19 protein-coding genes and 1 rRNA gene are annotated in these 22792 nt (G+C 70.5%); 11 read left to right on the top strand and 9 right to left on the bottom strand.

Annotated elements, in window-relative coordinates:
- Nucleotides 1–88 (top strand): 5S ribosomal RNA (rrf, locus tag ACWIHY_RS13410); the annotation flags it as partial.
- A gap of 100 nt (nucleotides 89–188) precedes the next feature.
- Here the strand turns inward: rrf and ACWIHY_RS13405 are convergent.
- From ACWIHY_RS13405 to ACWIHY_RS13385, 5 genes are read right to left on the bottom strand one after another with little or no spacing between them, the layout of a single operon-like run.
- On the bottom strand, nucleotides 189–1499 hold the full coding sequence (locus ACWIHY_RS13405) for a DUF58 domain-containing protein (protein ID WP_454375764.1): 1311 nt from the start codon (nucleotides 1497–1499) through the stop codon (nucleotides 189–191).
- Nucleotides 1500–1510: 11 nt separating this feature from the next.
- A complete protein-coding gene (locus ACWIHY_RS13400) occupies nucleotides 1511–2485 on the bottom strand; it encodes an AAA family ATPase (RefSeq protein ID WP_454375763.1) in 975 nt (324 codons plus the stop codon).
- Nucleotides 2482–3663, bottom strand: a complete 1182-nt coding sequence (locus ACWIHY_RS13395; protein WP_454375762.1) for a DUF4350 domain-containing protein — start codon at nucleotides 3661–3663, stop codon at nucleotides 2482–2484. Before ACWIHY_RS13395 ends, ACWIHY_RS13400 begins: the two co-directional genes overlap by 4 nt.
- Nucleotides 3660–4349, bottom strand: coding sequence for a DUF4129 domain-containing protein (locus ACWIHY_RS13390; protein ID WP_454375761.1), 690 nt, complete (start codon nucleotides 4347–4349; stop codon nucleotides 3660–3662). The genes ACWIHY_RS13395 and ACWIHY_RS13390 overlap by 4 nt, the downstream gene beginning before the upstream one ends.
- 4 nt (nucleotides 4350–4353) lie before the next feature.
- Nucleotides 4354–5580 (bottom strand): DUF7544 domain-containing protein, encoded by a 1227-nt coding sequence (locus ACWIHY_RS13385; protein WP_454375760.1) that lies wholly within the window; start codon nucleotides 5578–5580, stop codon nucleotides 4354–4356.
- A gap of 140 nt (nucleotides 5581–5720) precedes the next feature.
- On the opposite strand from ACWIHY_RS13385, the gene mtnA reads away from it, so the two are divergent.
- From mtnA to ACWIHY_RS13350, 7 genes are all read left to right on the top strand, one after another.
- Nucleotides 5721–6875 (top strand): S-methyl-5-thioribose-1-phosphate isomerase, encoded by a 1155-nt coding sequence (gene mtnA, locus ACWIHY_RS13380; RefSeq protein ID WP_454375759.1) that lies wholly within the window; start codon nucleotides 5721–5723, stop codon nucleotides 6873–6875.
- A 4-nt stretch (nucleotides 6876–6879) separates the two neighbouring features.
- The gene (gene mtrA / locus ACWIHY_RS13375) at nucleotides 6880–7569 is read left to right on the top strand and encodes a two-component system response regulator MtrA (RefSeq protein WP_187281934.1); all 690 of its coding nucleotides are present in this window, start codon (nucleotides 6880–6882) and stop codon (nucleotides 7567–7569) included.
- Between the two features lies 1 nt (nucleotide 7570).
- Nucleotides 7571–9556, top strand: coding sequence for an MtrAB system histidine kinase MtrB (mtrB, locus tag ACWIHY_RS13370; protein ID WP_454375758.1), 1986 nt, complete (start codon nucleotides 7571–7573; stop codon nucleotides 9554–9556).
- Nucleotides 9546–11432, top strand: a complete 1887-nt coding sequence (locus ACWIHY_RS13365) for an LpqB family beta-propeller domain-containing protein (protein WP_454375757.1) — start codon at nucleotides 9546–9548, stop codon at nucleotides 11430–11432. Before mtrB ends, ACWIHY_RS13365 begins: the two co-directional genes overlap by 11 nt.
- Nucleotides 11433–11514: 82 nt before the next feature.
- The gene (locus ACWIHY_RS13360; protein WP_454375756.1) at nucleotides 11515–12243 is read left to right on the top strand and encodes a ComF family protein; all 729 of its coding nucleotides are present in this window, start codon (nucleotides 11515–11517) and stop codon (nucleotides 12241–12243) included.
- Between the two features lie 314 nt (nucleotides 12244–12557).
- Nucleotides 12558–13247 (top strand): ribosome hibernation-promoting factor, HPF/YfiA family, encoded by a 690-nt coding sequence (hpf, locus tag ACWIHY_RS13355; protein ID WP_454375777.1) that lies wholly within the window; start codon nucleotides 12558–12560, stop codon nucleotides 13245–13247.
- Between the two features lie 224 nt (nucleotides 13248–13471).
- On the top strand, nucleotides 13472–14227 hold the full coding sequence (locus ACWIHY_RS13350) for a response regulator (protein WP_454375755.1): 756 nt from the start codon (nucleotides 13472–13474) through the stop codon (nucleotides 14225–14227).
- Between the two features lie 21 nt (nucleotides 14228–14248).
- On the opposite strand, the gene ACWIHY_RS13345 is transcribed toward ACWIHY_RS13350, so the two are convergent.
- On the bottom strand, nucleotides 14249–15421 hold the full coding sequence (locus ACWIHY_RS13345; RefSeq protein WP_454375754.1) for a winged helix-turn-helix domain-containing protein: 1173 nt from the start codon (nucleotides 15419–15421) through the stop codon (nucleotides 14249–14251).
- A gap of 116 nt (nucleotides 15422–15537) precedes the next feature.
- A complete protein-coding gene (locus ACWIHY_RS13340) occupies nucleotides 15538–16110 on the bottom strand; it encodes a GNAT family N-acetyltransferase (protein WP_454375753.1) in 573 nt (190 codons plus the stop codon).
- A 241-nt stretch (nucleotides 16111–16351) separates the two neighbouring features.
- Here ACWIHY_RS13340 and secA point away from each other — a divergent pair, with 241 nt between their 5' ends.
- Nucleotides 16352–19183, top strand: coding sequence for a preprotein translocase subunit SecA (gene secA / locus ACWIHY_RS13335; RefSeq protein WP_454375752.1), 2832 nt, complete (start codon nucleotides 16352–16354; stop codon nucleotides 19181–19183).
- A 165-nt stretch (nucleotides 19184–19348) separates the two neighbouring features.
- Here secA and ACWIHY_RS13330 read toward each other — a convergent pair whose 3' ends face one another.
- Nucleotides 19349–19864, bottom strand: a complete 516-nt coding sequence (locus ACWIHY_RS13330; RefSeq protein ID WP_454375751.1) for an Rv3235 family protein — start codon at nucleotides 19862–19864, stop codon at nucleotides 19349–19351.
- Nucleotides 19865–20142: 278 nt separating this feature from the next.
- On the opposite strand from ACWIHY_RS13330, the gene ACWIHY_RS13325 reads away from it, so the two are divergent.
- Both ACWIHY_RS13325 and ACWIHY_RS13320 read left to right on the top strand, forming a co-directional pair.
- Nucleotides 20143–20649 (top strand): DUF6912 family protein, encoded by a 507-nt coding sequence (locus ACWIHY_RS13325; protein ID WP_454375750.1) that lies wholly within the window; start codon nucleotides 20143–20145, stop codon nucleotides 20647–20649.
- Between the two features lie 43 nt (nucleotides 20650–20692).
- Nucleotides 20693–21358: an HAD family hydrolase gene (locus tag ACWIHY_RS13320; protein ID WP_454375749.1), complete on the top strand. Its 666-nt coding sequence runs from the start codon at nucleotides 20693–20695 to the stop codon at nucleotides 21356–21358.
- Between the two features lie 538 nt (nucleotides 21359–21896).
- Here ACWIHY_RS13320 and ACWIHY_RS13315 read toward each other — a convergent pair.
- Nucleotides 21897–22463: a DJ-1/PfpI family protein gene (locus tag ACWIHY_RS13315; protein ID WP_454375748.1), complete on the bottom strand. Its 567-nt coding sequence runs from the start codon at nucleotides 22461–22463 to the stop codon at nucleotides 21897–21899.
- Nucleotides 22464–22792 lie beyond the last annotated feature (329 nt).

Genomic DNA, 22792 nt, shown 5'->3' with positions numbered 1-22792 from the left:
CGGTTACATTCCGAACCCGGAAGCTAAGCCTTTCAGCGCCGATGGTACTGCAGGGGGGACCCTGTGGGAGAGTAGGACGCCGCCGAACAATCATTGTGGGAAAGCCCCGCACCTTATGGTGCGGGGCTTTTCTGCGTTCTGGGCCCTGCCACCCGTTGGCGGGGCCCTTTCTGCGTGGGGCGCCTTCGCTACAGGCGGCCGGCTGCTTTCAGGGCGAGGTAGGCGTCAGCCAGAGCCGGGGCCAGCTCGTCGGGGGTCGCGTCGACGATGGTGACGTTGTGGCGGGTGAGCTTTTCCGCTGTGCGGCGGCGCTGTTCCTGAGCCTGGCTGCCGGCTGCGGCCTCGTAGACGGCGTCCACTGTTCCGCGCCCCGCTCCCATTCGCTCGATACGGGGGTCGGCCACTGAGGCCACCAGGACGGTGTGGCGCTGGGTGAGCTGCGGGAGCACCGGCAGGATGCCTTCCTCGATCGGCGCGGCGTCCAGTCCCGTCAGCAACACGATGAGGGAGCCGCGCGGGGCGTTGGCCAGGGCTGTGGCGCTGAGGCCGCGTGCGTCGGTTTCCACCAGCGCCGGCTCCAGAGGGGCCAGCACGTTGACCAGGCCGGGCAGCACGTCGCCTGCGGTGCGGCCCTGTACCTGGGCGCGGATGCGGCGGTCGTAGGCCAGGAGGTCCACTCGGTCTCCCGCGCGTGAGGCGAGCGCCGCGAGGAGGAGGGCTGCGTCCATGGAGGCGTCCAGGCGCGGTACGTCGCCGACGCGGCCGGCCGAGGTGCGGCCGGTATCGAGGACGATCAGGATGTGGCGGTCGCGTTCCGGTCGCCAGGTGCGGACGGCGACGGTGTTTTGTCGAGCGGTGGCGCGCCAGTCGATGGAGCGGGTGTCGTCGCCGGGAACGTAATCGCGGAGGCTGTCGAACTCAGTGCCTTCGCCGCGCGTCAGGACGCTTGTGCGGCCGTCGAGTTCGCGGAGGCGGGCCAGCTTGGACGGGAGGTGCTTCCGGCTGGTGAAGGGGGGAAGTACGCGCAGGGTCCAAGGGACTACGTGGGCGGCCTGGCGGGCGGCGAGGCCGAGGGGGCCGTACGAGCGGACGGTGATGCGTTCGGCATGGCGGTCGCCGCGGCGGGCGGGGCGCAGAGCGGTGGTGAGGCGGCGTCGTTCCCCCGCTGGGACCGCGAGCTCGTGGCGAGAGGCTGCTTGTTCCGTGCCGGTTGGCCAGCTGCTGGGGGGCCAGGCGTCCCGCAGGTGTCCGCGCAGGCGGCGGCCCGAGGTGTTTGTGACGGTCAGCTGGATTTCGGCGCCGTCACCCAATCGAACTGACGTGTCACCACTTCGGGTGAAACGGAGCTTTCGCACTGGCGCGGCCATTGCGTAGTCGCACACAATTGCGAGTGTGAGAGGAGCGTTCACGGCGAGGACCCCGGACCAGTTCGGCGCGAGGAAGCCGATGGGGATCGCGCCGAGGGCCGCGAGGAGGGCGGTTCGTCCGGTGAGGGCCACAGGTCATCGCCTCAGCGGGGGACGGGGACGTGGGCGAGGATCGCGGTGATGACGGAGTCTGCGGTGACTCCTTCCATCTCGGCCTCGGGCCGGAGCTGGATGCGGTGGCGCAGGGTGGGCAGTGCCAGGGCCTTCACGTCGTCGGGAATGACGTAGTCCCGGCCGGTGAGCCAGGCCCAGGCGCGGGCGGTGGAAAGCAGGGCGGTGGCGCCTCGGGGAGAGACGCCGAGAGTGAGCGAGGGGGATTCTCGAGTGGCACGACAGATATCGACGACGTAACCGGTGATCTCCGAGGAAACCGCAGTTTTGGCGACGGCGGCGCGGGCTGCTTCCAGGTCGGCGGGGCCGGCGGCCGGGCGTAGACCGGCTGCGTGAAGGTCGCGCGGGTTGAAGCCCTCCGCGTGGCGGGTCAGGACGCCGATCTCGTCCTCTCGGGAGGGGAGAGGAACCGTGAGCTTGAGGAGGAAGCGGTCCAGTTGGGCCTCGGGGAGGGGGTAAGTGCCCTCGTACTCCACGGGGTTCTGGGTCGCCGCGACGAGGAAGGGGTCGGGCAGAGGGCGGGGCGTGCCGTCGACCGTGACCTGGCGCTCCTCCATTGCCTCCAGGAGGGATGCCTGGGTCTTGGGGGGCGTGCGGTTGATTTCGTCCGCGAGCAGCAGGTTGGTGAAGACCGGGCCGGGCTGGAAGGAGAACTCGGCCGTGCGGGCGTCGTAAACGAGAGAGCCCGTGACGTCGCTCGGCATGAGGTCGGGGGTGAACTGGACGCGCTTCGTCTCCAGTTCGAGGGAGGCGGCAAGTGCGCGGACGAGCAGCGTCTTGGCTACTCCCGGGACTCCTTCGAGCAGGACATGGCCTCGGCAGAGCAGGGCTACGACGAGTCCGGTGACAGCGGGGTCCTGGCCGACAACGGCCTTTGCGATCTCGGTGCGCAGGGCTTCGAGGGAAGCTCGGGCGCTGTCAGGGGTCTCTGTGGGCTGGGCGCTCATGAAGCGCGTACCTCTCTTTCGAGGGCGTCGAGATCGTCTGCCAGGCGGATGAGGCCGGCGTCGTCGGAGGGGGCGGTGCCGAAGAGCAGGGCTAGGAGGTCCCGGCCGGTCGTCGGCAGGTGGGATGAGACGGCTGGGATCAGGGTGTCGGAGGCGTGGGCTCGGGAGGCGGGCACGCCGAGGAGGGGGGCGAGGCGGGTGCGGGTTGCCGAGCGCAAAGCCGAGGCTGCGCTGTCGCGGGCGTCGGCCCTGCGGTAGAGGCGGGCGCGGCCCTCCGTGGTCTCGGAGGCACGGACGACTACGGGGAGTTGTTCGGTGACGAGGGGGCCGAGCCGACGGGCGCGCCAGATGGCGGCGAGTGCGGCGGCGAGGGCGAGCTGGAGTGAGCCCCAGAGCCAGCCGGGAGGGACCAGGTCGTAGAAGCTGCTTTCGCCACCGTCGGTGGCGGAAGCGTCGCCGAGCGAGGGGAGGTACCAGACGAGATGAGGCCGGGAGCCGAGGAGTTGAAGAGCGAGCGAGGCGTTGCCCTGCTGGTCGAGGCGGTCGTTGTAGAGGATGTCCGGCGAGCCCAGCAGGACCGTGTCGCCTGCCGCGTGCGGTATGCGGAGGAGGGTGGCGTGGCCGTCGCTGAGGTAACAGGCATCGGCACTGGGCGCCTCGGGCGTGTATCGGACTCCGCCGGTGTCGGCGTCGCCGGCGCGGAGCGCGGCGGGCAGCGAGCACTGGGGGGAGCGAGGCGACACGGTGGTGCGTTTCTCGACGCGTACGCCGGGGGCGAGGGTGGGGGCGGAGGAGGAGCCCGGGGCGAGGAGCACCGTACGGGAAACGGACTCCTGCATGGTGCTGCTGAGTCGGCTCTGCTGTTGGTCCGTCAGGAGGTCGGGGGCGGTCACCAGGAGGGTGGTGCCCTCGGTGGCCGCAGTCGTGGCCTCGTCGAGGGTGGTGACTACGCGGGTGCTGACGCCGTGGCCCTTGAGCAGTTCGGCGACGGCGCGGCTGCCGGAGGGGTCGGCGGAGCGCGGGTCGAGTCGGCCGTGCTGGTCGCCGGAGCGTACGGCGGCGAGGGCGACGCCCGCGACGAGGATGATGACCAGGCCCAGGAGGAGGCCGCGGGTGCGTGTCCAGATCTGGCGGACGGTGGGCGAGACCGACGTGGAGCGGGTGGGAGCTCCGGTCATTCGGCAGCTCCCTGGGGCGCACCGCTGAGCAGTGGCTTTGAGCGTTCGACGTCGGAGTCGAGGTCGCTCAGGCGCTGGTATGCCTGCTCGTCGGCGGTGCGGCCGCCGTATGTGACGTCGTCGAACTCGCGGGCTGCCGCGCGCAGTCGGCCGGCGTGGCCGGGAAGGGACTGCCCGGCTTCCGCGGCGGCCTCGTCGGCGGTGCGGCCGGGGCGTGGGTCGAGGAGGGCGCGTTCTTCCAGGGAGCGTACGACGGCCCGCATCCGTTCCTGGACGGCTTGGTTCCAGTGGTGCGCGGCGGCGTGCGCCTCGGCTGCGGTCCGGTGCTCCGCCGCGCTGCGCGGGCCTTCGTCGAACAGTGTGCCGTCGGACGAAGGTGTGCGCTGGGGGGTGCCGAGCCGCAGCCACAGGCCGACGGCGAGGAGCACGACGAGTACGACGACGACCGCGAGGCCCACCGCGCCTCCGGGCGTGGCTCCGGATGCCGCGCTGAACAGGTCGTTGACCCATTCCCAGAAGCGGTCGATGGCGCGCTCGAGGAAGCTCGGGTCGTTCTCGTGGTACATCGGCTTGGACAGTTCGCGTTCCGCGGCCTCGCGGGCCGGGACGCGTGGAGTGTCCACCGGTACGCCGTCACTGACGCGAGCCCGGAGGCCCGCTGGTGTCCTGCCCCCCGCTGTGGACACCGCATCAGCTCCCGGGTGTGGGGTCGGTGGACTGCTGAGGGCCGTAGCCGGGGATGCCCGCAGCGCGGGCGAGCTCGAGGTCGAGCGCCTCGCGGCGGATGCGCTGGTCCACGTAGAGCAGGACACTCACGCCGGCGGAGATCGGGTAGGTGATCGAGGCGGCGATCACGGCGCCGATGCCGGTGATGATCAGGAAGGGCCAGCCGAACTCGGGAGTCTCGCCGGAGAGCAGTCCGCCGAGGCCGTCGTCCGCGGCGTAGGCGAGGAGGCCGAACGGCACGGCGATGATCATCGACACGATAAAGGTCAGCAGCATCGTGAGCAGCACGATGCCGAAGATCCGCCACCAGGCGCCGCTGACCAGCTTGGCCGAGCGGCGCAGGGACTGCGTGATGCTCTGCCGCTCCAGCATCAGTGCGGGGGAGGCGAGGCTGAACCGGATCATCAGCCACACGACGATGCCGAAGGCCGCGAGACCGCCGAGCAGCGCGAGAGCGATGCCCGCTCCGCCATCGAGGAGGAGGCCGGGCAGGATGCCGACCGTCATGATCGCGGTGGCCATGAGGGGAAGCAGCAGAGTCAGGCCGAGCAGCTGCGGCAGCTGGGGCTTGGCTTCACGCCAGGCGTCCGCGAGCGTCACCGGGCGGCCGAGTACGGAGCGGCTGATCACCATGGTGAGCAGCGCCGTGGTGAAGAGGGTGCCGATGAGGGCGATCGCGAACGTGGGGGCCGAGTTGATCAGGCTGCTCTGCATCGCGTCGAAGGACTGGCTGAGGGCCTCGGACGGCGTGGCGTTGGGGTCGACTTCGGCCGGTGCGGGGAGCAGGTAGCGCTGGACCAGAATGTCGCAGATCTGGGTGATCACCGCGACGGTGACCGTGATGCCGAGGACCGTGCGCCAGTGGGCGCGCAGGGTGGACACCGCGCCGTCGAGGATCTCGCCGACCCCGAGCGGGCGCAGCGGGATCACTCCGGGCTTGGCGGCGGGAGGGGGGCCGCCCCAGCCGCCGCCCTGGGGCCTGCCGCCCCAGTTCGGCGCGGGCGGCTGCGGGGCGCCCGAGGGGGCGCCCGGGCCGCTGGGCGCGGACCACTGGCCTGCCGGCGGTTGCTCCTTCGACCACTTCGACGCGGCGTCGCTCTGGTCGGTGGGCTCGGCAGGCCGGGGCACGCCCGGCTTCTCGCCGTCGGAGGGGGCAGATCCGGGCGAGGCCCAGCCCGGAGACTCGTTCATTGTCGCTCCTTCACGGTGCCCGTCCGCGGTCGCGGTGGCAGGTTGGCAGCCATCGTGTCATGGGGCACCTGTCGGCGGACCGGGCCCCGTATCTCCTTCGCACCTTCAATTGTCGGTGCCTCAGCGGGCAGACTGGGCAGATGGCTGATCAGGACGCGCAATTCCCAGCGGGCGCCGAGCCGCCCGCGCTCCCTACGCTGCGCTGGGAGGAGCCGCCCGAGGGGCCCGTGCTGGTGCTGCTCGACCAGACGCGGCTGCCCTTTCAGGAGGTCGAGCTGGTCTGTACGGACGTGCCTGCCCTGGTGCAGGCGATCCAGACGCTCGCCGTCCGCGGTGCCCCCGTGCTGGGGCTGGCAGGCGCCTACGGTGTGGCTCTGGCCGCCGCACGGGGCTACGACGTGGACGAGGCCGTGGGGCTGCTGGAGCGGGCGCGGCCCACCGCCGTGAATCTCGGCTCCGGGGTGCGGCACGCGGCGGCGGCGTACCGGGCGGCGGTCGAGAAGGGAGCGGACCCCGAGGGGGCGGCGGCGGCGGCGCTGGCTGCCGCACGGGAACTGCACCGGGCCGACGCCGAGGCCAGTACGCGGATGGCGGCGCACGGGCTGGCTCTGCTGGAGGAGCTGCTGCCGGGTGGCGGGCATCGCATCCTCACCCACTGCAACACCGGGGCTCTCGTCTCGGGCGGCGAGGGCACGGCGTTCGCGGTGGCGCTGACGGCGCACCGGACGGGCCGGCTGCGGCGGCTGTGGGTCGACGAGACGCGCCCGCTGCTGCAGGGGGCCAGGCTCACGACGTACGAGGCCGCGCGCCACGGCATGGCGTACACCCTGCTCACGGACAACGCCGCGGGTTCGCTCTTCGCCGCCGGTGAGGTGGACGCTGTACTCATCGGGGCGGACCGGATCGCGGCCGACGGTTCGGTGGCGAACAAGGTGGGGAGCTATCCGCTCGCGGTGCTGGCCAAGTATCACCACGTGCCGTTCATCGTCGTGGCGCCCGTGACCACCGTGGATCTCGGCACTCCGGACGGTGCGTCCATCGAGGTGGAACAGAGGTCCGGGCAGGAGGTGACAGAGTTCACGGTGCCGCCGGTCCCGGTGGCTGGATCTGATGCCGGGATCGGGGCCGGGATGCCTGTGGCCCCCCTGGGGACACAGGCGTACAACCCGGCCTTCGACGTCACGCCGCCAGAACTGGTGACCGCGATCGTCACGGAGCAGGGTGCAATTTCCCCGGTCACGGGGGCCGCGCTGGCGGATCTGTGTGCCAGGTCACGCCAGGTAACGATTAGCTAATGGGATGATGTCGTTTATGAAAGGACGCGTCCTTGTCGTCGACGACGACACCGCACTGGCCGAGATGCTCGGCATTGTGCTGCGTGGTGAAGGTTTTGAGCCGTCGTTCGTAGCGGATGGCGACAAGGCACTGGCCGCATTCAGGGAGGCCAAGCCTGACCTGGTGCTGCTGGATCTCATGCTGCCCGGACGGGACGGCATCGAAGTCTGCCGGCTGATCCGGGCCGAGTCCGGAGTGCCGATCGTCATGCTCACCGCCAAGAGCGACACCGTAGATGTGGTGGTCGGGCTGGAGTCCGGCGCTGACGACTACATCGTCAAGCCGTTCAAGCCCAAGGAGCTCGTCGCCCGTATCAGGGCGCGACTGAGGAGGTCGGAGGAGCCTGCGCCGGAACAGCTGGCAATCGGGGATCTGGTCATTGATGTGGCCGGTCATTCCGTGAAGCGGGAGGGGCAGTCCATCGCCCTGACCCCGCTCGAGTTCGACCTGCTGGTCGCGCTCGCCCGTAAGCCCTGGCAGGTGTTCACCCGCGAGGTGCTGCTGGAGCAGGTATGGGGCTACCGCCATGCCGCGGACACCCGGCTGGTCAATGTCCATGTCCAGCGGTTGCGCTCCAAGGTCGAGAAGGACCCGGAGCGGCCGGAGATCGTCGTGACCGTCCGCGGGGTCGGCTACAAGGCCGGACCGAGCTGACATGACCCGAGGCAGCGCTGCTCCGATGCCCGGGGGGCCGGGAGTCCGTACGGGGCGGGCTGCCGGTCCTCGGCGACGGACGTCCAGGTTCGGACGCTTTCTGCAGGGCGGTCCCGCCCTGCGGCTCTTCGCGCGCTGGGTGCGCCGTCCGCTGCTGCCGTCGTTGCGGCTGTGGCGGCGGAACATTCAGCTACGGGTGGTCGTCGGCTCACTGCTGATGTCGCTCGGCGTCGTGCTGCTGCTCGGGTTCGTCGTGATGTGGCAGGTGCGCAACGGCCTGCTCGACGCGAAGCAGGAGGCCGCCCAGAGCCAGGCGGCCGGCGGATTCGACGTGGCGGAGGAGAAGGCCCGTACGGTCGCCGGAACAGGTGCCGGCGACAGTGCGGAGGGCAGGGCCGCCGCGCGGAACTCCACCAACTGGAGGACCGACCTGGTGGAGCAGCTCGCCAGCGGCGGCCAGCAGGCCTTTCATGTGGTCGCACTGAGTGCTAACTCGGACGACGAGAGTTCCAGCAACCGCGGGCCGCGTGCGTCGGGTGGCGTCAACCAGAGCGCGAGCGTCCCGCAGAAGCTGCGGGACTCGATCGACCAGGGGACCGGCAAGGCGTACAAGGCGTTCGTCCGCATCACGTACACGGACGCGCAGGAGCCCGAGCCGGGGCTGGTCATCGGCAAGCAGCTGAACGACAACAGCGGCCAGCCCTACCAGCTCTACTACCTCTTCCCGCTGACGCAGGAGGAGGAGTCGCTCAGCCTGGTGAAGACCACGCTCGCCACCGCGGGTGTGTTCGTCGTCGTCCTGTTCGGCGGCATCGCCTGGCTGGTCGTGCGGCAGGTCGTCACGCCCGTGCGCATGGCCGCCGGGGTCGCCGAGCGGCTGTCCGCCGGCCGGCTCCAGGAACGTATGAAGGTCACCGGCGAGGACGACATCGCGCGGCTCGGCGAGGCCTTCAACAAGATGGCCCAGAACTTGCAGGTCAAGATCCAGCAGTTGGAGGAGCTGTCCCGGCTCCAGCGGCGTTTCGTCTCCGACGTCTCGCACGAGCTGCGTACGCCGCTGACGACCGTACGGATGGCCGCCGACGTCATCCACGAGGCGCGTGCCGACTTCGATCCGGTGACGGCTCGGTCCGCCGAGCTGCTCGCGGGGCAGCTCGACCGTTTCGAGTCCCTGCTCGCCGACCTGCTGGAGATCAGCCGGTTCGACGCGGGTGCGGCGGCTCTGGAGGCGGAGCCGATAGATCTTCGTGAGGTGGTACGCCGCGTCATCGAGGGCGCCGAGCCGCTGGCCGAGCGCAAGGGCACCCGGATACGGGTGACCGGCGACGAGCAGCCGGTCGTCGCCGAGGCCGATGCCCGGCGGGTGGAGCGCGTACTGCGCAATCTCGTGGTCAACGCCGTCGAGCACGGCGAGGGCCGGGATGTCGTGGTCAGGCTGGGCGCCGCGGGCGGGGCGGTCGCCGTGGCGGTCCGTGACTACGGCGTGGGGCTCAAGCCGGGCGAGGCGACCCGGGTGTTCAACCGCTTCTGGCGGGCCGATCCGGCGCGTGCGCGCCACACCGGCGGTACGGGCCTCGGCCTGTCCATCGCCGTGGAGGACGCGCGACTGCACGGCGGCTGGCTGCAGGCGTGGGGGGAGCCGGGCGGCGGATCGCAGTTCCGGCTGACTCTGCCGCGTACGGCGGACGAGTCGCTGCGCGGGTCGCCGATCCCGCTGGAGCCCGAGGACTCACGGCGTGCGCGTGAGCGCGCGGACGCGGACAGCCGCATGACGGGGGACCGGTCCGGCGGCGGTGCCAGCCGGCTCGCGACGGTGCCCGCCCAGCCGCGAGCCGAGCGGTCGCCGCTGCCCGTGCCGCCGCGTGCGGCGCCCGCGGCGGATCCCACGGCGCTGCCGGGCAGTGGGGCCCGGGTCGTGGCACGCCCGGCCGGCGACGGTGACGGTTCATCGCAGACGGAGCGGAAGGAAATCACCCGTGGGCACTGAGCGAGGTCGCGGCGGCCGGTGGGGGGCGCCGCGGACGACAGTGCTGCTGGGATGCGGCGGTCTGCTGCTGGCCGGGTGCGCGTCCATGCCGGACAGCGGCGACGTGGAGGCCGTGGAGGCCTCTCCGCGCGGCGACTCGCAGGTGCGGGTGTACGGGATGGCGCCGAGGAAGGGCGCGCAGCCCAACGAGATCGTCGAAGGTTTCCTGGAAGCGATGACGGGCGACGACCCGCAGTTCGCCACGGCCCGCAAGTACCTGACGACGAAGGCTTCCAAGAAGTGGGACCCCACCCGGGTCACCGTGCTGGAAGACGGCCCGGTGCCCCAGGACCAGCGGGCCAATGACCGCGAGGGCGGGGCCTATACGTACGCGCTGACCGGTACGAAGATCGCCGAGGTGAACGACCAGCTCGCGTACCAGCCGCTCAATCGCTCGTACCACGAGACGCTCCATCTCACCAGGCAGAACGGCCGGGACGGCAAGGAATGGCGCATCGACGGTCTGCCGCAGGGCCTGGTGCTCGGCGAGTCGGACTTCGAGCGCATCTATCACTCCGTCAACAAGTACTACTTCGCTTCCGGCATGTCGTCCGAGCGGGCGGGCACCGCCCACCCGTGGCTGGTCGCCGACCCGGTGTACGTGCGCGACCGCACGGACCCCCAGACCCAGATGGACCAGGTGACGCAGGCGGTCGAGGCGCTGCTCAGCGGCCCGACCAACTGGCTCAAACCGGTGGTGACTTCGAGCTTTCCCACGGGTACGGAGCTGAAGCTGGAGGACGGTGCCAAGTCCCTGGCGTTCGACGACCGCAATGCCCTGAAGGTGCCGCTCAACGGGAAGGCGTCCAACGTCGGTCAGCGGCGGTGCAGGGAGATGGCCGCCCAATTGCTGTTCACCCTGCGGGACCTGACGTCGTACCGGATCGGACAGGTGGAGCTGCAGCGTTCGGACGGTTCGACGCTGTGCGTGCTCGGCGACGACCAGGCGGAGGACTTCGCCCCGGAACGCGCCTCGGGGAGCCCGGACTACCAGTACTTCCTCGACACCAAGCAGCGTCTCGTACGGATGGTGGGGAGCACCGAGAACACCGGCGCCGACGAGGAGGCCGAGCCCGTGCCGGGGCCGCTCGGCAGCGGCGAGCGGCGCCTGAGCACGGTCGCGGTGGCGCGCAACGAACATCACGCGGCGGGCGTCTCGCAGGACGCGCGCTCGCTGTACGTGGCGTCCGTCGTCTCGGACAGCGAGCCGCGGGAGCCGGTGCTGACCAGCGGCGCCAAGCAGGAGAAGGACCGCCTTTCGGCGCCGAGCTGGGACGGCCGGGGTGATCTGTGGGTGGCCGACCGGGCCCCGAGCCGGCCGCGGCTGCTGCGGCTGGTGGGCGGCGAGGGCGAGCCGCAGGAGGTCAAGGTCGTGGACGGCCTCGACGGGGCTCGTATCGAGGCCCTGAAGGTGTCGGCGGACGGCGTCCGGATCGCACTGCTGGTGTCGGAGAAGGGCCGGACGACCTTGAAGCTCGGCCGGATCGAGCGGCACGGCCCGGAGGACAAGCCGGAAGTGTCCGTCGCCGATCTGCGGCCCATCGCGCCGCAGATGGAGGAAGTGACGGCCGTGTCCTGGGCCGGCCGCAGCCGCCTGGTGGTGGTCGGGCGGGAGTCCGGCGGGGTGCAGCAGCTCCGGTACCTGCAGACGGACGGTTCGACGTCGGACGCCCAGTCGGTGCCGGGCGCGAACCGGGTCACGGCGGTCGCCTCGGCGGACGACGACCGGCTTCCGTTGCTGGCGCACTCGCTGGAGGACGGCATTGTGCGGCTGCCGCCCGGCGCGAACTGGAAGACCGTGGCCAGTAAGGGTTCGTACCCGGTCTATCCGGGATAGCTCTCTGCCCTTCGGTGATCGGTCGTCATCGGGTTTTCCACAGGGGTGGTTGCGGGGCGCGCCGCTGGGCACAGTGGATTCCATGCACGGGTGGTGGCAGGAAGTCGCCGGTCTGGTGCTGCCGGTCGCGTGTGGCGGCTGCGGCAGGCCGCGCACCGCTCTGTGCGCCGAGTGCGGCCAGGCGCTGTACGGCGCCGGGGCTCGCCGGGTGCGCCCGTGTCCGGAGCCGGCGGGTCTGCCGGTGGTCCATGCCGCCGCTCCGTACGAGGACGCCGTACGAGCCGTGCTGCTCGGACACAAGGAGCGGGGCGCACTGGGGCTCACGGGGGCGCTCGGGGGCGCACTGGCGGGTGCGGTACGGGCCGCGGCGAGCGGATTGCCGGGTGGGGCGGCGGGGCCGCTGCTGCTCGTACCCGTGCCGTCGGCGCGAAGAGCGGTGAGAGCGCGCGGACACGATCCGGCGCGCCGGATAGCACGGGCCGCCGCGGGAGAGCTGCGGCGCGCCGGGATACCGGCCCGGGTGCTGGCCGTGCTGAGACAGCGGCGGCCGGTGAGCGACCAGGCGGGCCTGAGCGCCCGTGAGCGGGCGGCGAACCTGGCGGGGGCCCTGGAGGTGGTCGCCGGGGGCGGACGGCTCCTGGAGGGCGGCCGGGTCGTGCTGGTGGACGATCTCATGACCACGGGCGCTTCGCTCGCGGAGGCGGCCCGTGCACTGAGTGCCACCCAAGCCCTGCCGATTTCCCTGGCCGGACAGTTGAACGCCGCTGTGGTCGCGGCACCTTCGCTGTCGTTCGTAATAAACCGGAACTGACGGGGAACTCGGATCGTTGCAGGTAGAGAGAGGGGAAAAGCACTTGAATGGAGGTACGCGCCGGTAGCGGGTGCCGACAAGCGTCCGAGCGAGCTATGTTCGGTTGTGAGGAAAAGCAGAGCCTGTGCCTCACTTATTGGGACGGCTGCGCTTCGGGTTTTTCCTTCACCCGAAGTCGATGGGGTGGGGATCTTGTCGACTGGGGAGGAGGAGGTGAAAGTCACCAAGTCCGAGGTTCCGGTGCTCACCGGAACCTGGTGCGAAAGGGAGACGCTCCGCCGCTGAAGCGGGGCTATCCGGGAACGGAGTTCTGCGTGGACATCGTCGTCAAGGGCCGCAAGACCGAGGTGCCCGAGAGGTTCCGCAAGCACGTGGCCGAGAAGCTGAAGCTGGACAAGATCCAGAAGCTCGACGGCAAGGTGATCAGCCTGGACGTCGAGGTGTCCAAGGAGCCCAACCCGAGGCAGGCGGACCGTTCCGACCGTGTGGAGATCACGCTTCACTCGCGGGGCCCGGTCATCCGGGCCGAGGCATCGGCCGGCGACGCGTACGCGGCGCTGGACCTGGCCACAGGGAAGTTGGAGGCGCGGCTGCGCAAGCAGCACGACAAGCGCCACACGCGTCGTGGCAACGGCAGGCTGTCGGCCGCCGAGGTCGGTTCGACGGTGCCGGGCGCCGCGGCCATCAACGGCAATGGGGTACTGGTCGCCGACGAGGCGACGCCGACGATCCCCACCACCAGGATCGGATCGCTCGAAGTGCAGGGCGAAGGACCGCTGGTGGTCCGCGAGAAGACACACGTCGCGGCCGCGATGACGCTCGACCAGGCGCTCTACGAGATGGAACTGGTCGGGCACGACTTCTACCTCTTCGTCGACTCCGAGACGAAGGAGCCCAGTGTCGTCTACCGGCGGCACGCCTACGACTACGGTGTCATCCACCTGACGACCGACCCCCTGGCCGAAACCGAGGCGGGCGGCGCCGGCGGTGCACTAGGCGGGTGATTCGCCGGGCACGCTGAACCAATCCGGGCAGCGCGCCGTACCCATCTGTGGTGGTGGCCCCTGGAGCGCCTGTGCGCCCCCCCAGGGGCACCATCGTGCGACCGCAGGATCACCGCTCCGTCGTCCGGGCATGAAATCATGGCGTCGCAAGCCAATCGGTGCTCTGCACACTGTGGTTGGGGCAGCTCATGAATTTCGGGCCACGGCCTTCAGGGGGAGGAACGATGGCGGACAGCTTCGGTCCGGTGCACGACGAGTCCGACAGGGAGGACGCCGACGGCGCCGGCAGTTCCGGCACGGACGGCGGGGGATCACGCAAGGAGCCCATCAGGGTGCTGGTCGTGGACGATCACGCCCTGTTCCGCCGGGGGCTGGAGATCGTCCTCGCGCAGGAGGAGGACATCCAGGTCGTCGGTGAGGCCGCGGACGGGGCGGAGGCCGTGGACAAGGCCGCCGATCTGCTGCCCGACATCGTCCTGATGGACGTACGGATGCCCAAGCGTGGCGGCATCGAGGCGTGCACCTCGATCAAGGAGGTGGCGCCCAGCGCGAAGATCATCATGCTGACGATCAGCGACGAGGAGGCGGACCTCTACGACGCGATCAAGGCGGGTGCGACCGGTTATCTCCTCAAGGAGATCTCCACGGACGAGGTGGCCACAGCGATCCGCGCCGTGGCCGACGGCCAGTCCCAGATCAGCCCGTCGATGGCGTCGAAGCTCCTCACCGAGTTCAAGTCGATGATCCAGCGTACCGACGAGCGCCGGCTCGTCCCGGCGCCGCGGCTCACCGAGCGCGAGCTCGAGGTCCTCAAGCTGGTCGCGACCGGCATGAACAACCGGGACATCGCCAAGGAGTTGTTCATCTCCGAGAACACCGTGAAGAACCACGTCCGCAACATCCTGGAGAAGCTGCAACTGCACTCCAGGATGGAGGCGGTGGTGTACGCGATGCGGGAGAAGATCCTGGAAATCAGGTAGCCGGCGCGTCCGGCCCGGAGATCAGGTGAGGCGGGCCAGTTCGGCGGTCAGCGGCTCGCGCAGCTCCGGTGCGTCCACGCGCTCCAGCCGTACGTCCGTGCAGCCGACCCACTCCGCCGCCTCGACCAGCGCCTCGGCCATCGGCCGCACCGCCTTCCGGCTCTCCAGCGACACCTGCCGGGCCACCAGCGTCTTCCCCTCGCGTGCCGGGTCGACCCGGCCCAGGAGCCGCCCGCCCGCGAGCAGCGGCATAGCGAAGTACCCGTGTATGCGCTTCGGCTTGGGTACGTACGCCTCCAGGCGGTGCGTGAAGCCGAAGACGCGCTCGGTGCGCGGGCGGTCCCAGATGAGGGAGTCGAAGGGCGAAAGCAGCGTCGTGCGGTGGCGGCCGCGCGGGGTGCTCGCCAGTGCCTCGGGGGCCGCCCAGGCGGGCTTGGCCCAGCCCTCCACCTCGACGGGGACCAGCCCGGACTCGGCGATCACGGCGTCGACCTGCTCGCCCTTGAGCCGGTGGTAGTCCGCGATGTCGGCGCGCGTCCCCACGCCGAGCGACTGTCCGGCCAGCCGGACGAGGCGGCGAAGGCACTCGGTGTCATCCAGGTCGTCGTGGTAGACGGCGTCCGGGACGGCGCGCTCGGCCAGGTCGTAGACCCGCTTCCAGCCGCGCCGCTCGGTGCACACCACCTCGCCGTACATCAGCGCCCGCTCGACGGCGACCTTCGACGCGGACCAGTCCCACCACTCGCCGCCGTTTTTCGCGCCGCCCAACTCGGTGGCGGTCAGCGGGCCTTCGGCGTGCAGCTGCTTGATCACCGCTTCGTACGCGCCGTCCGGCAGGTCGTGGTGCCACTGCGGGCGGTCGCGGTAGGCCCGGCGGCGGAAGGCGAAATGTGGCCATTCCTCCATGGGCAGGATGCAGGCGGCGTGTGACCAGTACTCGAAGGCGTGAGCGCCGGTCCAGTACGCGCTGTCGACGGCCGCGCGGCCCACGGCGCCGAGGCGGGCGTACGGGATCAGCTCGTGCGAGCGGGCCAGCACCGAGATGGTGTCGAGCTGCACCGCGCCCAGGTGGCGCAGCACGCCGCGCACCCCGCCCCGCCGGTCCGGCGCGCCCAGGAACCCCAGTGCGCGCAGGGCGATTCTGCGGGCTTCTTCGGCGGAGAGGGAGACGGCGGGCGGCAGCAGAGTGGTCATGGCCGCAGCCTAAGCGCCGCCACTGACAACGGGCCCTGGCCTGCTGGGACTCGGGCCAGGGGGAGTCGGGGCAGAGGTCATGGGCCGGAGCCAGGGCAGGAGGAAGGACCGCGGACTCAGACCTTCGCGGGCAGGTACGGGCTCTCCGAAGGCAGCCCGAGGTCGGACGGGAGCAGCGCGCCGGTCCAGCCGTCGCGGCGTACGCCCTTGTTCGTGATGCCCGAGCGCTGGATGCCCTCGATGACGAAGCCGGCTCTCTCGGCCACCGCTCGCGACGCGTCGTTGCCGACCTCGGCGCGCCACTCCAGGCGTTCCACGCCCGCCCTGGTGAAGGCCCAGTGGGCCACGGCCCGCACCGCTTCCGTGACGTAGCCGCGGCCGCGGTGCGGCTTCGCCCCCCAGTAGCCGATCTCCGCCGCGCCTTCGCCACGCGTGATCGAGGAGACCGCCGCCACCAGCTCCCCGCCGTCCCTGGTGAGCACGGCGAAGGCGTACACGACGTCGAGGCGCCAGCCGTCGGGCACGATCTGGTGGACGAAGCCCTTCGCGTGCTCGCGCTCGTACGGCGAGGGGATCGGCGTCCAGCGCTGGATGTCGGGGTCCTGACACGCCTGGAAGACGGCTTCCGTGTCGGCGGGCTCGAAAGGGCGCAGCAGCAGACGCTCGGTGGTGAGAATGGTGGGCTCCATCGGCTGATTCTCGGTTCGGCGGGCGGGGGCGCGCCAGACCTTTTCGGGATGGCCCGGCACCTTCCGGGCTCCCTGTCCGTTCTCTTTGCGGGTAACAGTGGGCCTTCCTGCGGGCGGACCTCCCGGCGTGGCGGGGTCCTCGCTTACGATGGCCGATGCGGTGGGGACCACCTGCCGTGCCCGCGCCAGAGTCACTACATGACCCAGTGCACAGGCCCGACCGGCAAGGAGACCAGCCTCAGTGTCCGTCTTCAACAAGCTCATGCGTGCAGGCGAAGGCAAGATCCTGCGCAAACTGCACCGCATCGCGGACCAGGTCAACTCCATCGAAGAGGACTTCGTCAACCTCTCCGACGCCGAGTTGCGGGCGCTCACCGATGAGTACAAGCAGCGGTACGCCGACGGCGAGAGCCTGGACGACCTGCTCCCCGAGGCTTTCGCGACCGTCCGCGAGGCAGCCAAGCGTGTTCTCGGTCAGCGCCATTACGACGTCCAGATGATGGGCGGCGCCGCCCTGCATCTCGGATTTGTCGCCGAGATGAAGACCGGTGAGGGCAAGACCCTCGTCGGCACGCTGCCCGCGTATCTGAACGCGCTGTCCGGCAAGGGCGTCCACCTGATCACGGTGAACGACTACCTGGCCGAGCGCGACTCCGAGATGATGGGCCGGGTGCACAAATTCCTCGGCCTGGAGGTCGGCTGCATTCTTGCCAATATGTCGCCGGCGCAGCGCCGTGAAATGTACAACTGCGACATCACGTACGGCACGAACAACGAATTCGGCTTCGACTACCTGCGCGACAACATGGCCTGGTCCCAGGACGAGCTCGTCCAGCGCGGCCACAACTTCGCGATTGTCGACGAGGTCGACTCGATCCTGGTCGACGAGGCCCGTACGCCGCTGATCATCTCGGGCCCGGCCGACCAGGCCACCAAGTGGTACGGCGACTTCGCCAAGCTGGTCGTCCGCCTGAAGAAGGGCGAGCCGGGCAACCCGCTCAAGGGCATCGAGGAGACCGGCGACTACGAGGTCGACGAGAAGAAGCGCACCGTCGCGATCCACGAGCCCGGTGTCGCCAAGGTCGAGGACTGGCTGGGTATCGACAACCTCTACGAGTCGGTCAACACGCCGCTCGTCGGGTACCTGAACAACGCCATCAAGGCCAAGGAACTCTTCAAGAAGGACAAGGACTACGTCGTCATCGACGGCGAAGTCATGATCGTCGACGAGCACACCGGCCGTATCCTCGCCGGCCGCCGCTACAACGAGGGCATGCACCAGGCGATCGAGGCGAAGGAAGGGGTGGACATCAAGGACGAGAACCAGACGCTCGCCACGATCACCCTGCAGAACTTCTTCCGCCTCTACGGCAAGCTCTCCGGCATGACCGGTACGGCCATGACCGAGGCCGCCGAGTTCCACCAGATCTACAAGCTGGGCGTCGTGCCGATCCCGACGAACCGGCCGATGGTCCGCGCCGACCAGTCCGACCTGATCTACCGCACCGAGGTCGCGAAGTTCGCCGCCGTCGTCGACGACATCGCGGAGAAGCACGAGAAGGGCCAGCCGATCCTGGTCGGCACGACGTCCGTGGAGAAGTCGGAGTACCTCTCGCAGCAGCTCTCCAAGCGCGGCGTGCAGCACGAGGTCCTCAACGCCAAGCAGCACGACCGTGAGGCGTCGATCGTCGCCCAGGCAGGCCGCAAGGGCGCCGTCACCGTCGCCACGAACATGGCCGGTCGCGGTACGGACATCAAGCTGGGCGGCAACCCGGACGACCTCGCCGAGGCGGAGCTGCGCCAGCGCGGCCTCGACCCGGAGGAGCACATCGAGGAGTGGGCCGCGGCGCTGCCCGCCGCTCTCGAGAAGGCCGAGCAGGCCGTCAAGGCCGAGTTCGAAGAGGTCAAGGAGCTCGGCGGCCTCTACGTGCTGGGTACGGAGCGGCACGAGTCGCGGCGTATCGACAACCAGCTGCGCGGCCGCTCCGGCCGTCAGGGCGACCCGGGCGAGTCCCGCTTCTACCTGTCGCTGGGCGACGATCTGATGCGCCTGTTCAAGGCCGCGATGGTCGAGCGCGTCATGTCGATGGCCAACGTGCCCGACGACGTACCGATCGAGAACAAGATGGTGACGCGGGCGATCGCGTCCGCCCAGTCGCAGGTCGAGCAGCAGAACTTCGAGACGCGCAAGAACGTCCTGAAGTACGACGAGGTGCTCAACCGGCAGCGCGAGGTCATCTACGGCGAGCGCCGCCGGGTCCTCGAGGGTGAGGACCTGCAGGAGCAGATCCGTCACTTCATGGACGACACCATCGACGCCTACATCCAGGCGGAGACCGTCGAGGGCTTCGCCGAGGAGTGGGACCTCGACCGGCTGTGGGGCGCGTTCAAGCAGCTCTACCCGGTGAAGGTCACCGTGGAAGAGCTGGAGGACGCGGCGGGCGACCGCGCGGGCATCACCGCCGAGTTCATCGGCGAGTCCATCAAGGACGACATCTACGAGCAGTACGCCGAGCGCGAGGCGCAGCTCGGCTCCGACATCATGCGCGAGCTGGAGCGGCGCGTGGTGCTGTCCGTCCTGGACCGCAAGTGGCGTGAGCACCTCTACGAGATGGACTATCTCCAGGAGGGCATCGGCCTGCGTGCGATGGCCCAGAAGGACCCGCTGGTCGAGTACCAGCGCGAGGGCTTCGACATGTTCAACGCCATGATGGACGGCATCAAGGAAGAGTCCGTCGGCTACCTGTTCAACCTGGAGGTCCAGGTCGAGCAGCAGGTCGAGGAGGTTCCGGTGCAGGCCGTTCCGGACCAGGCGGGCGAGCGGCCGTCGCTCCGCAAGGAGGACGCGGTGCCCGCGGGCGCGGGCCGTCCGGAGATCCGGGCCAAGGGGCTCGACGCCCCGCAGCGTCCCGACCGGCTGCACTTCTCCGCTCCCACGGTGGACGGTGAGGGCGGCGTCATCGAGGGCGACTTCGAGAACGGTGACGGGCCCGCACGGTCCGAGTCGGACGGCATGACGCGTGCCGAGCGGCGCAAGGCGCAGAAGGGCGGCAGCCGCCGCCGCAAGAAGTAGCGGTACTCGCCGTAGGACGGCCGGGGCCGGACACCGATGAGGTGTCCGGCCCCGGCGGCGTTCCGGGCGGGTTCTGACCGCCTTCCTGGCGCGCCCCTGGAGTTGCGCTGGCGCGGTTTGTGGGCGCGATCCGGCGGTTCGGGGCCCTGGCCGGTCCGGCCGTGGCTACGCCGGGGCGCAGGCTGCCGCAGCCGGGGTGCCGCCCAGTTCGACGGCGGCGCACCGCCAGCGCAGGTCGCGGCCCTGCTCCAGGCGGAACGCCATCGCCCGTACCTGCTCGCCCGCCGCGATGCTCGCGAAAGCCTCGACCACACCCGGGCGCGGGTGGAAGCCACCGCAAGTGCGTACGACGGGGAGCGTGCCGCGGGTGCGCAGAGGGGTCCTGGGCGCGAGCTGGACGAGCTGCTCGTACGCCTCGCCGATGGTGTGGCCGAGCATCCAGTGCACGGGGCGCCGGCCGCTGAGTACCGCCAGCAGGCGCTCGGCGAACTGTTCGTGCGGGGTGGGTCGGTGATGGTGGCGACGCAGCGGCGTGGTGGCAGTGGTGGTCCTGGTGGTGGTGGCGGTCCGCGTGGCGGTCGTCTGCGTTGCTGTGGGGCTGGTGGCGGCCACCCTGGACGCGGGTGCGCCGGGCCTGCGCGGGTCGCGGCGTCCCTGCGGCCGGGTCCTGTCCTTGTTCATCTGCGTGCCCCCGCTCTGCCGGCCCGGTTGAATTACCGGGCAGTAACTTCTGTTGGTGATCTTCTACGGGGAGTGGGGGGACGGCGGCAAGGTGAGGTGGCCCGGGGTGGAGCCGGTCGAGAGAATCACCTATCCGGGTGACGGGAGCCGGTCCTGGGGCGGTCACCGGCCGACGGGCGGCACGTCGGGTGGACGTCGCGGCCGCCGGGGACCACCGGCCCGAAGGGGGACTCCGTACGTATCCTTGAGGCCGTCCCGACTACGAAAGCGGCCTGCCAATGCGTGTCTACGTCCCCCTGACCCTTTCCGGTCTCGCTGAGGCGCACAAGGCGGGACAGCTGGGGCCCGGCCCGCTGACGGCGTACGCCGTAACCCCCGGCCTGCGCGAGTGGTACGTCTCGGACGACATCGAGGAACTCGAGTACGCCGCGCTCAACCGTGCCGCCGCGGCGTCGCTGCGGCTGCTGGCGGGTGACCCGGCCGCCGTGCGGCGCCGGGTCGTCGTGGCGGTCGACGTACCGGACGGGGACGCGGTCGCCGACCCGGACCGTGGACTGGACGCGGCGGGGATCGGCGAGGTACGGATCGCTGCCGCGGTGCCGCTGAAGAAGGCGGCGGCGGTGCATGTCGACGCGGACGACGCGGAGGCGGACGTGACGGCGGCGGCCGGGGCGCTGGGGGCGGCGGACCACGGGGACGACGACGCGCAGTTCACGGTGGACGGGGCGGAGGATCACGAGCTGCTGTGGTTCGGGGTTCAGGAGATCCCGAATCTGATCGGCTGACCGCTTCGTATGCGTTGTCGTACCCGGTGGGTACCTTCTTGGAATGGGGAAGCACACGACGACGCATCTGGTCTGGGACTGGAACGGCACGCTGCTCGACGACATCAGTGCGGTCATCGGCGCGACGAACGCCGCGTTCGCGGAGATCGGCATCGAGCCGATCACGCTGGCGCGGTACCGGGAGCTGTACTGCGTGCCCATCCCCCGCTTCTACGAGCGGCTGATGGGGCGGCTGCCGACGGACGCGGAGTGGCTGGTCATGGACGAGGCCTTCCACCGGCACTACACCGAGCTGCGGGTGGTGTGCGCGCTGGCCCAGGGCGTCGAGGAGCTGCTCGTGGAGTGGCAGTCCGCGGGGCGCAGTCAGTCGCTGCTGAGCATGTACGGGCACGAGCAGCTGGTGCCGGTGGTGCGGCAGTACGGGATCGAGCGGCACTTCGTACGGGTCGACGGGCGGACCGGGCCTTCCGGGGGCAGCAAGGCCGCGCACATGGCGCGCCATGTCGCGGCGCTCGGCGGCGTCACGCCGGGGCAGGTCGTCGTGATCGGCGACGCGGTCGACGACGCGGTGGCGGCGGCGCATGTGGGGGCGCGGGCGGTGCTCTACACGGGGGGCTCGCACAGTCGGGCCAGCCTGGAGCCGGCGGGTGTGCCGGTGGTGGACACGCTGGCGGAGGCGGTGGAGCTGGCGGAGCGGTGGATGGGGTGACGCGGGCGCTGCCCCGGACCCCGGTCCTCAAGCGCCGGACGGGCTGAAGTGGCCGGGGCGGCACCCGGGACTTCGCCCCCGACCCTGGCCGGGGTCGGCACCCCAGGGCTCCGCCCCGGAACCCGCTCCTCAAACGCCGGAGGGGCTGAAATTGCCCGCTGCTGTGCGCGGAGGGCTGGAGTTGCCCACCGCTGCCTCTGCAGGGCCGGAGTTGCCCGCGGCGCTCCGAACGCAGGGCCGGAGTGCCCCCAGGGGCGCCGCGCGCAGGGGCGGAGTCCCCCGGGAGCTGCGAGCGGAGGGGCCGGGCCGTGCCCTCCGCCGAGGTGGTGATCAGGTGGCGGAGTCGTGCCGGCGGCGGTGAAATGGCGCCGGGAAGCGTCCCGGCGCAGCCCAGCCCCAGCCCTGCCGCAGCCGTAGACCGAATCGCAGCCGCAGCCGCAGCCGCAGCTCCGGCCGCAGCCCAGCCCAGCCCAGCCCAGCCCCAGCCGCCGGGCCGGGTGTCACCGTTGCCGACCCGGCGGACGCACAGCCGGGCCCGCTACGTCGCCGGGCTCTTCGTGCGCAGGATCTTGAGGAACTCGCGCATCCAGGCCGAGTGGTCCGGCCAGGCGCGGGACGAGACCAGGGAGCCGTCCACCACCGCCTCCGCGTCCTGGAACGTCGCTCCAGCTGCCTGCATGTCCAGTTCCAGGGCCGGGTACGCCGTGACCCTGCGGCCGGCCAGGCCGTCCACGGCGGCCGTCAGGAGCGGGCCGTGGCAGATCTGGGCCACCGGCTTGTCCGAGTCGAAGAACGACTTGAGGATCTTGCGCAGCTCCAAATCGTTGCGCAGGTACTCCGGGGCCCGCCCGCCGGGGATCACCAGGGCGGCGTACTGGCTCGGCTCGACTTCGGAGAACGCCAGGTCGGCGGGCCAGGTGTAGCCGGGCTTCTCGGTGTACGTGTCGAAGCCGGGTTCGAAGTCGTGGACCACGAACTGGAGCTTCTTGCGGGCCGGGGCGGCGATATGGACTTCGTACCCCTCCTCCCGCAGGCGTTGGTAGGGGTAGAGGACTTCCAGCGATTCCGCTGCGTCGCCGGTCACGATGAGGATCTTGGGTGCCATGACTGAGTGCTCCCCTCGGGCGGCCTGTGCCGTGCCGTCCGGTTCAACGTGCACCGGTCGGCGGCGTTTGCCAAGGCGCCCCGCCGGATCAGTGGGAGGCCTTCCCGGCTGTCGTCGCTGTCCAGAGTGTCAAACTTCGGGGCTGGTTTTGTACACCGATCGGACATGACGAGCCCCCCGTGCGGGGGGATAGCCTGGTGCCGTGATCAGCGCGATAGCCCTCGGGGGCAGTGAAGCCCCCGGCATGCGCCCGGAGCACCACCGTGCCCGGGCGATCGCTGGTCCCCGAAACCCCGACCGGCCGTCAAAATTGGCCAATAACGTCAGGG

The organism is Streptomyces sp. NPDC055287, assembly GCF_053646035.1.
This window is presented reverse-complemented; position numbering and strand designations above follow the sequence as displayed.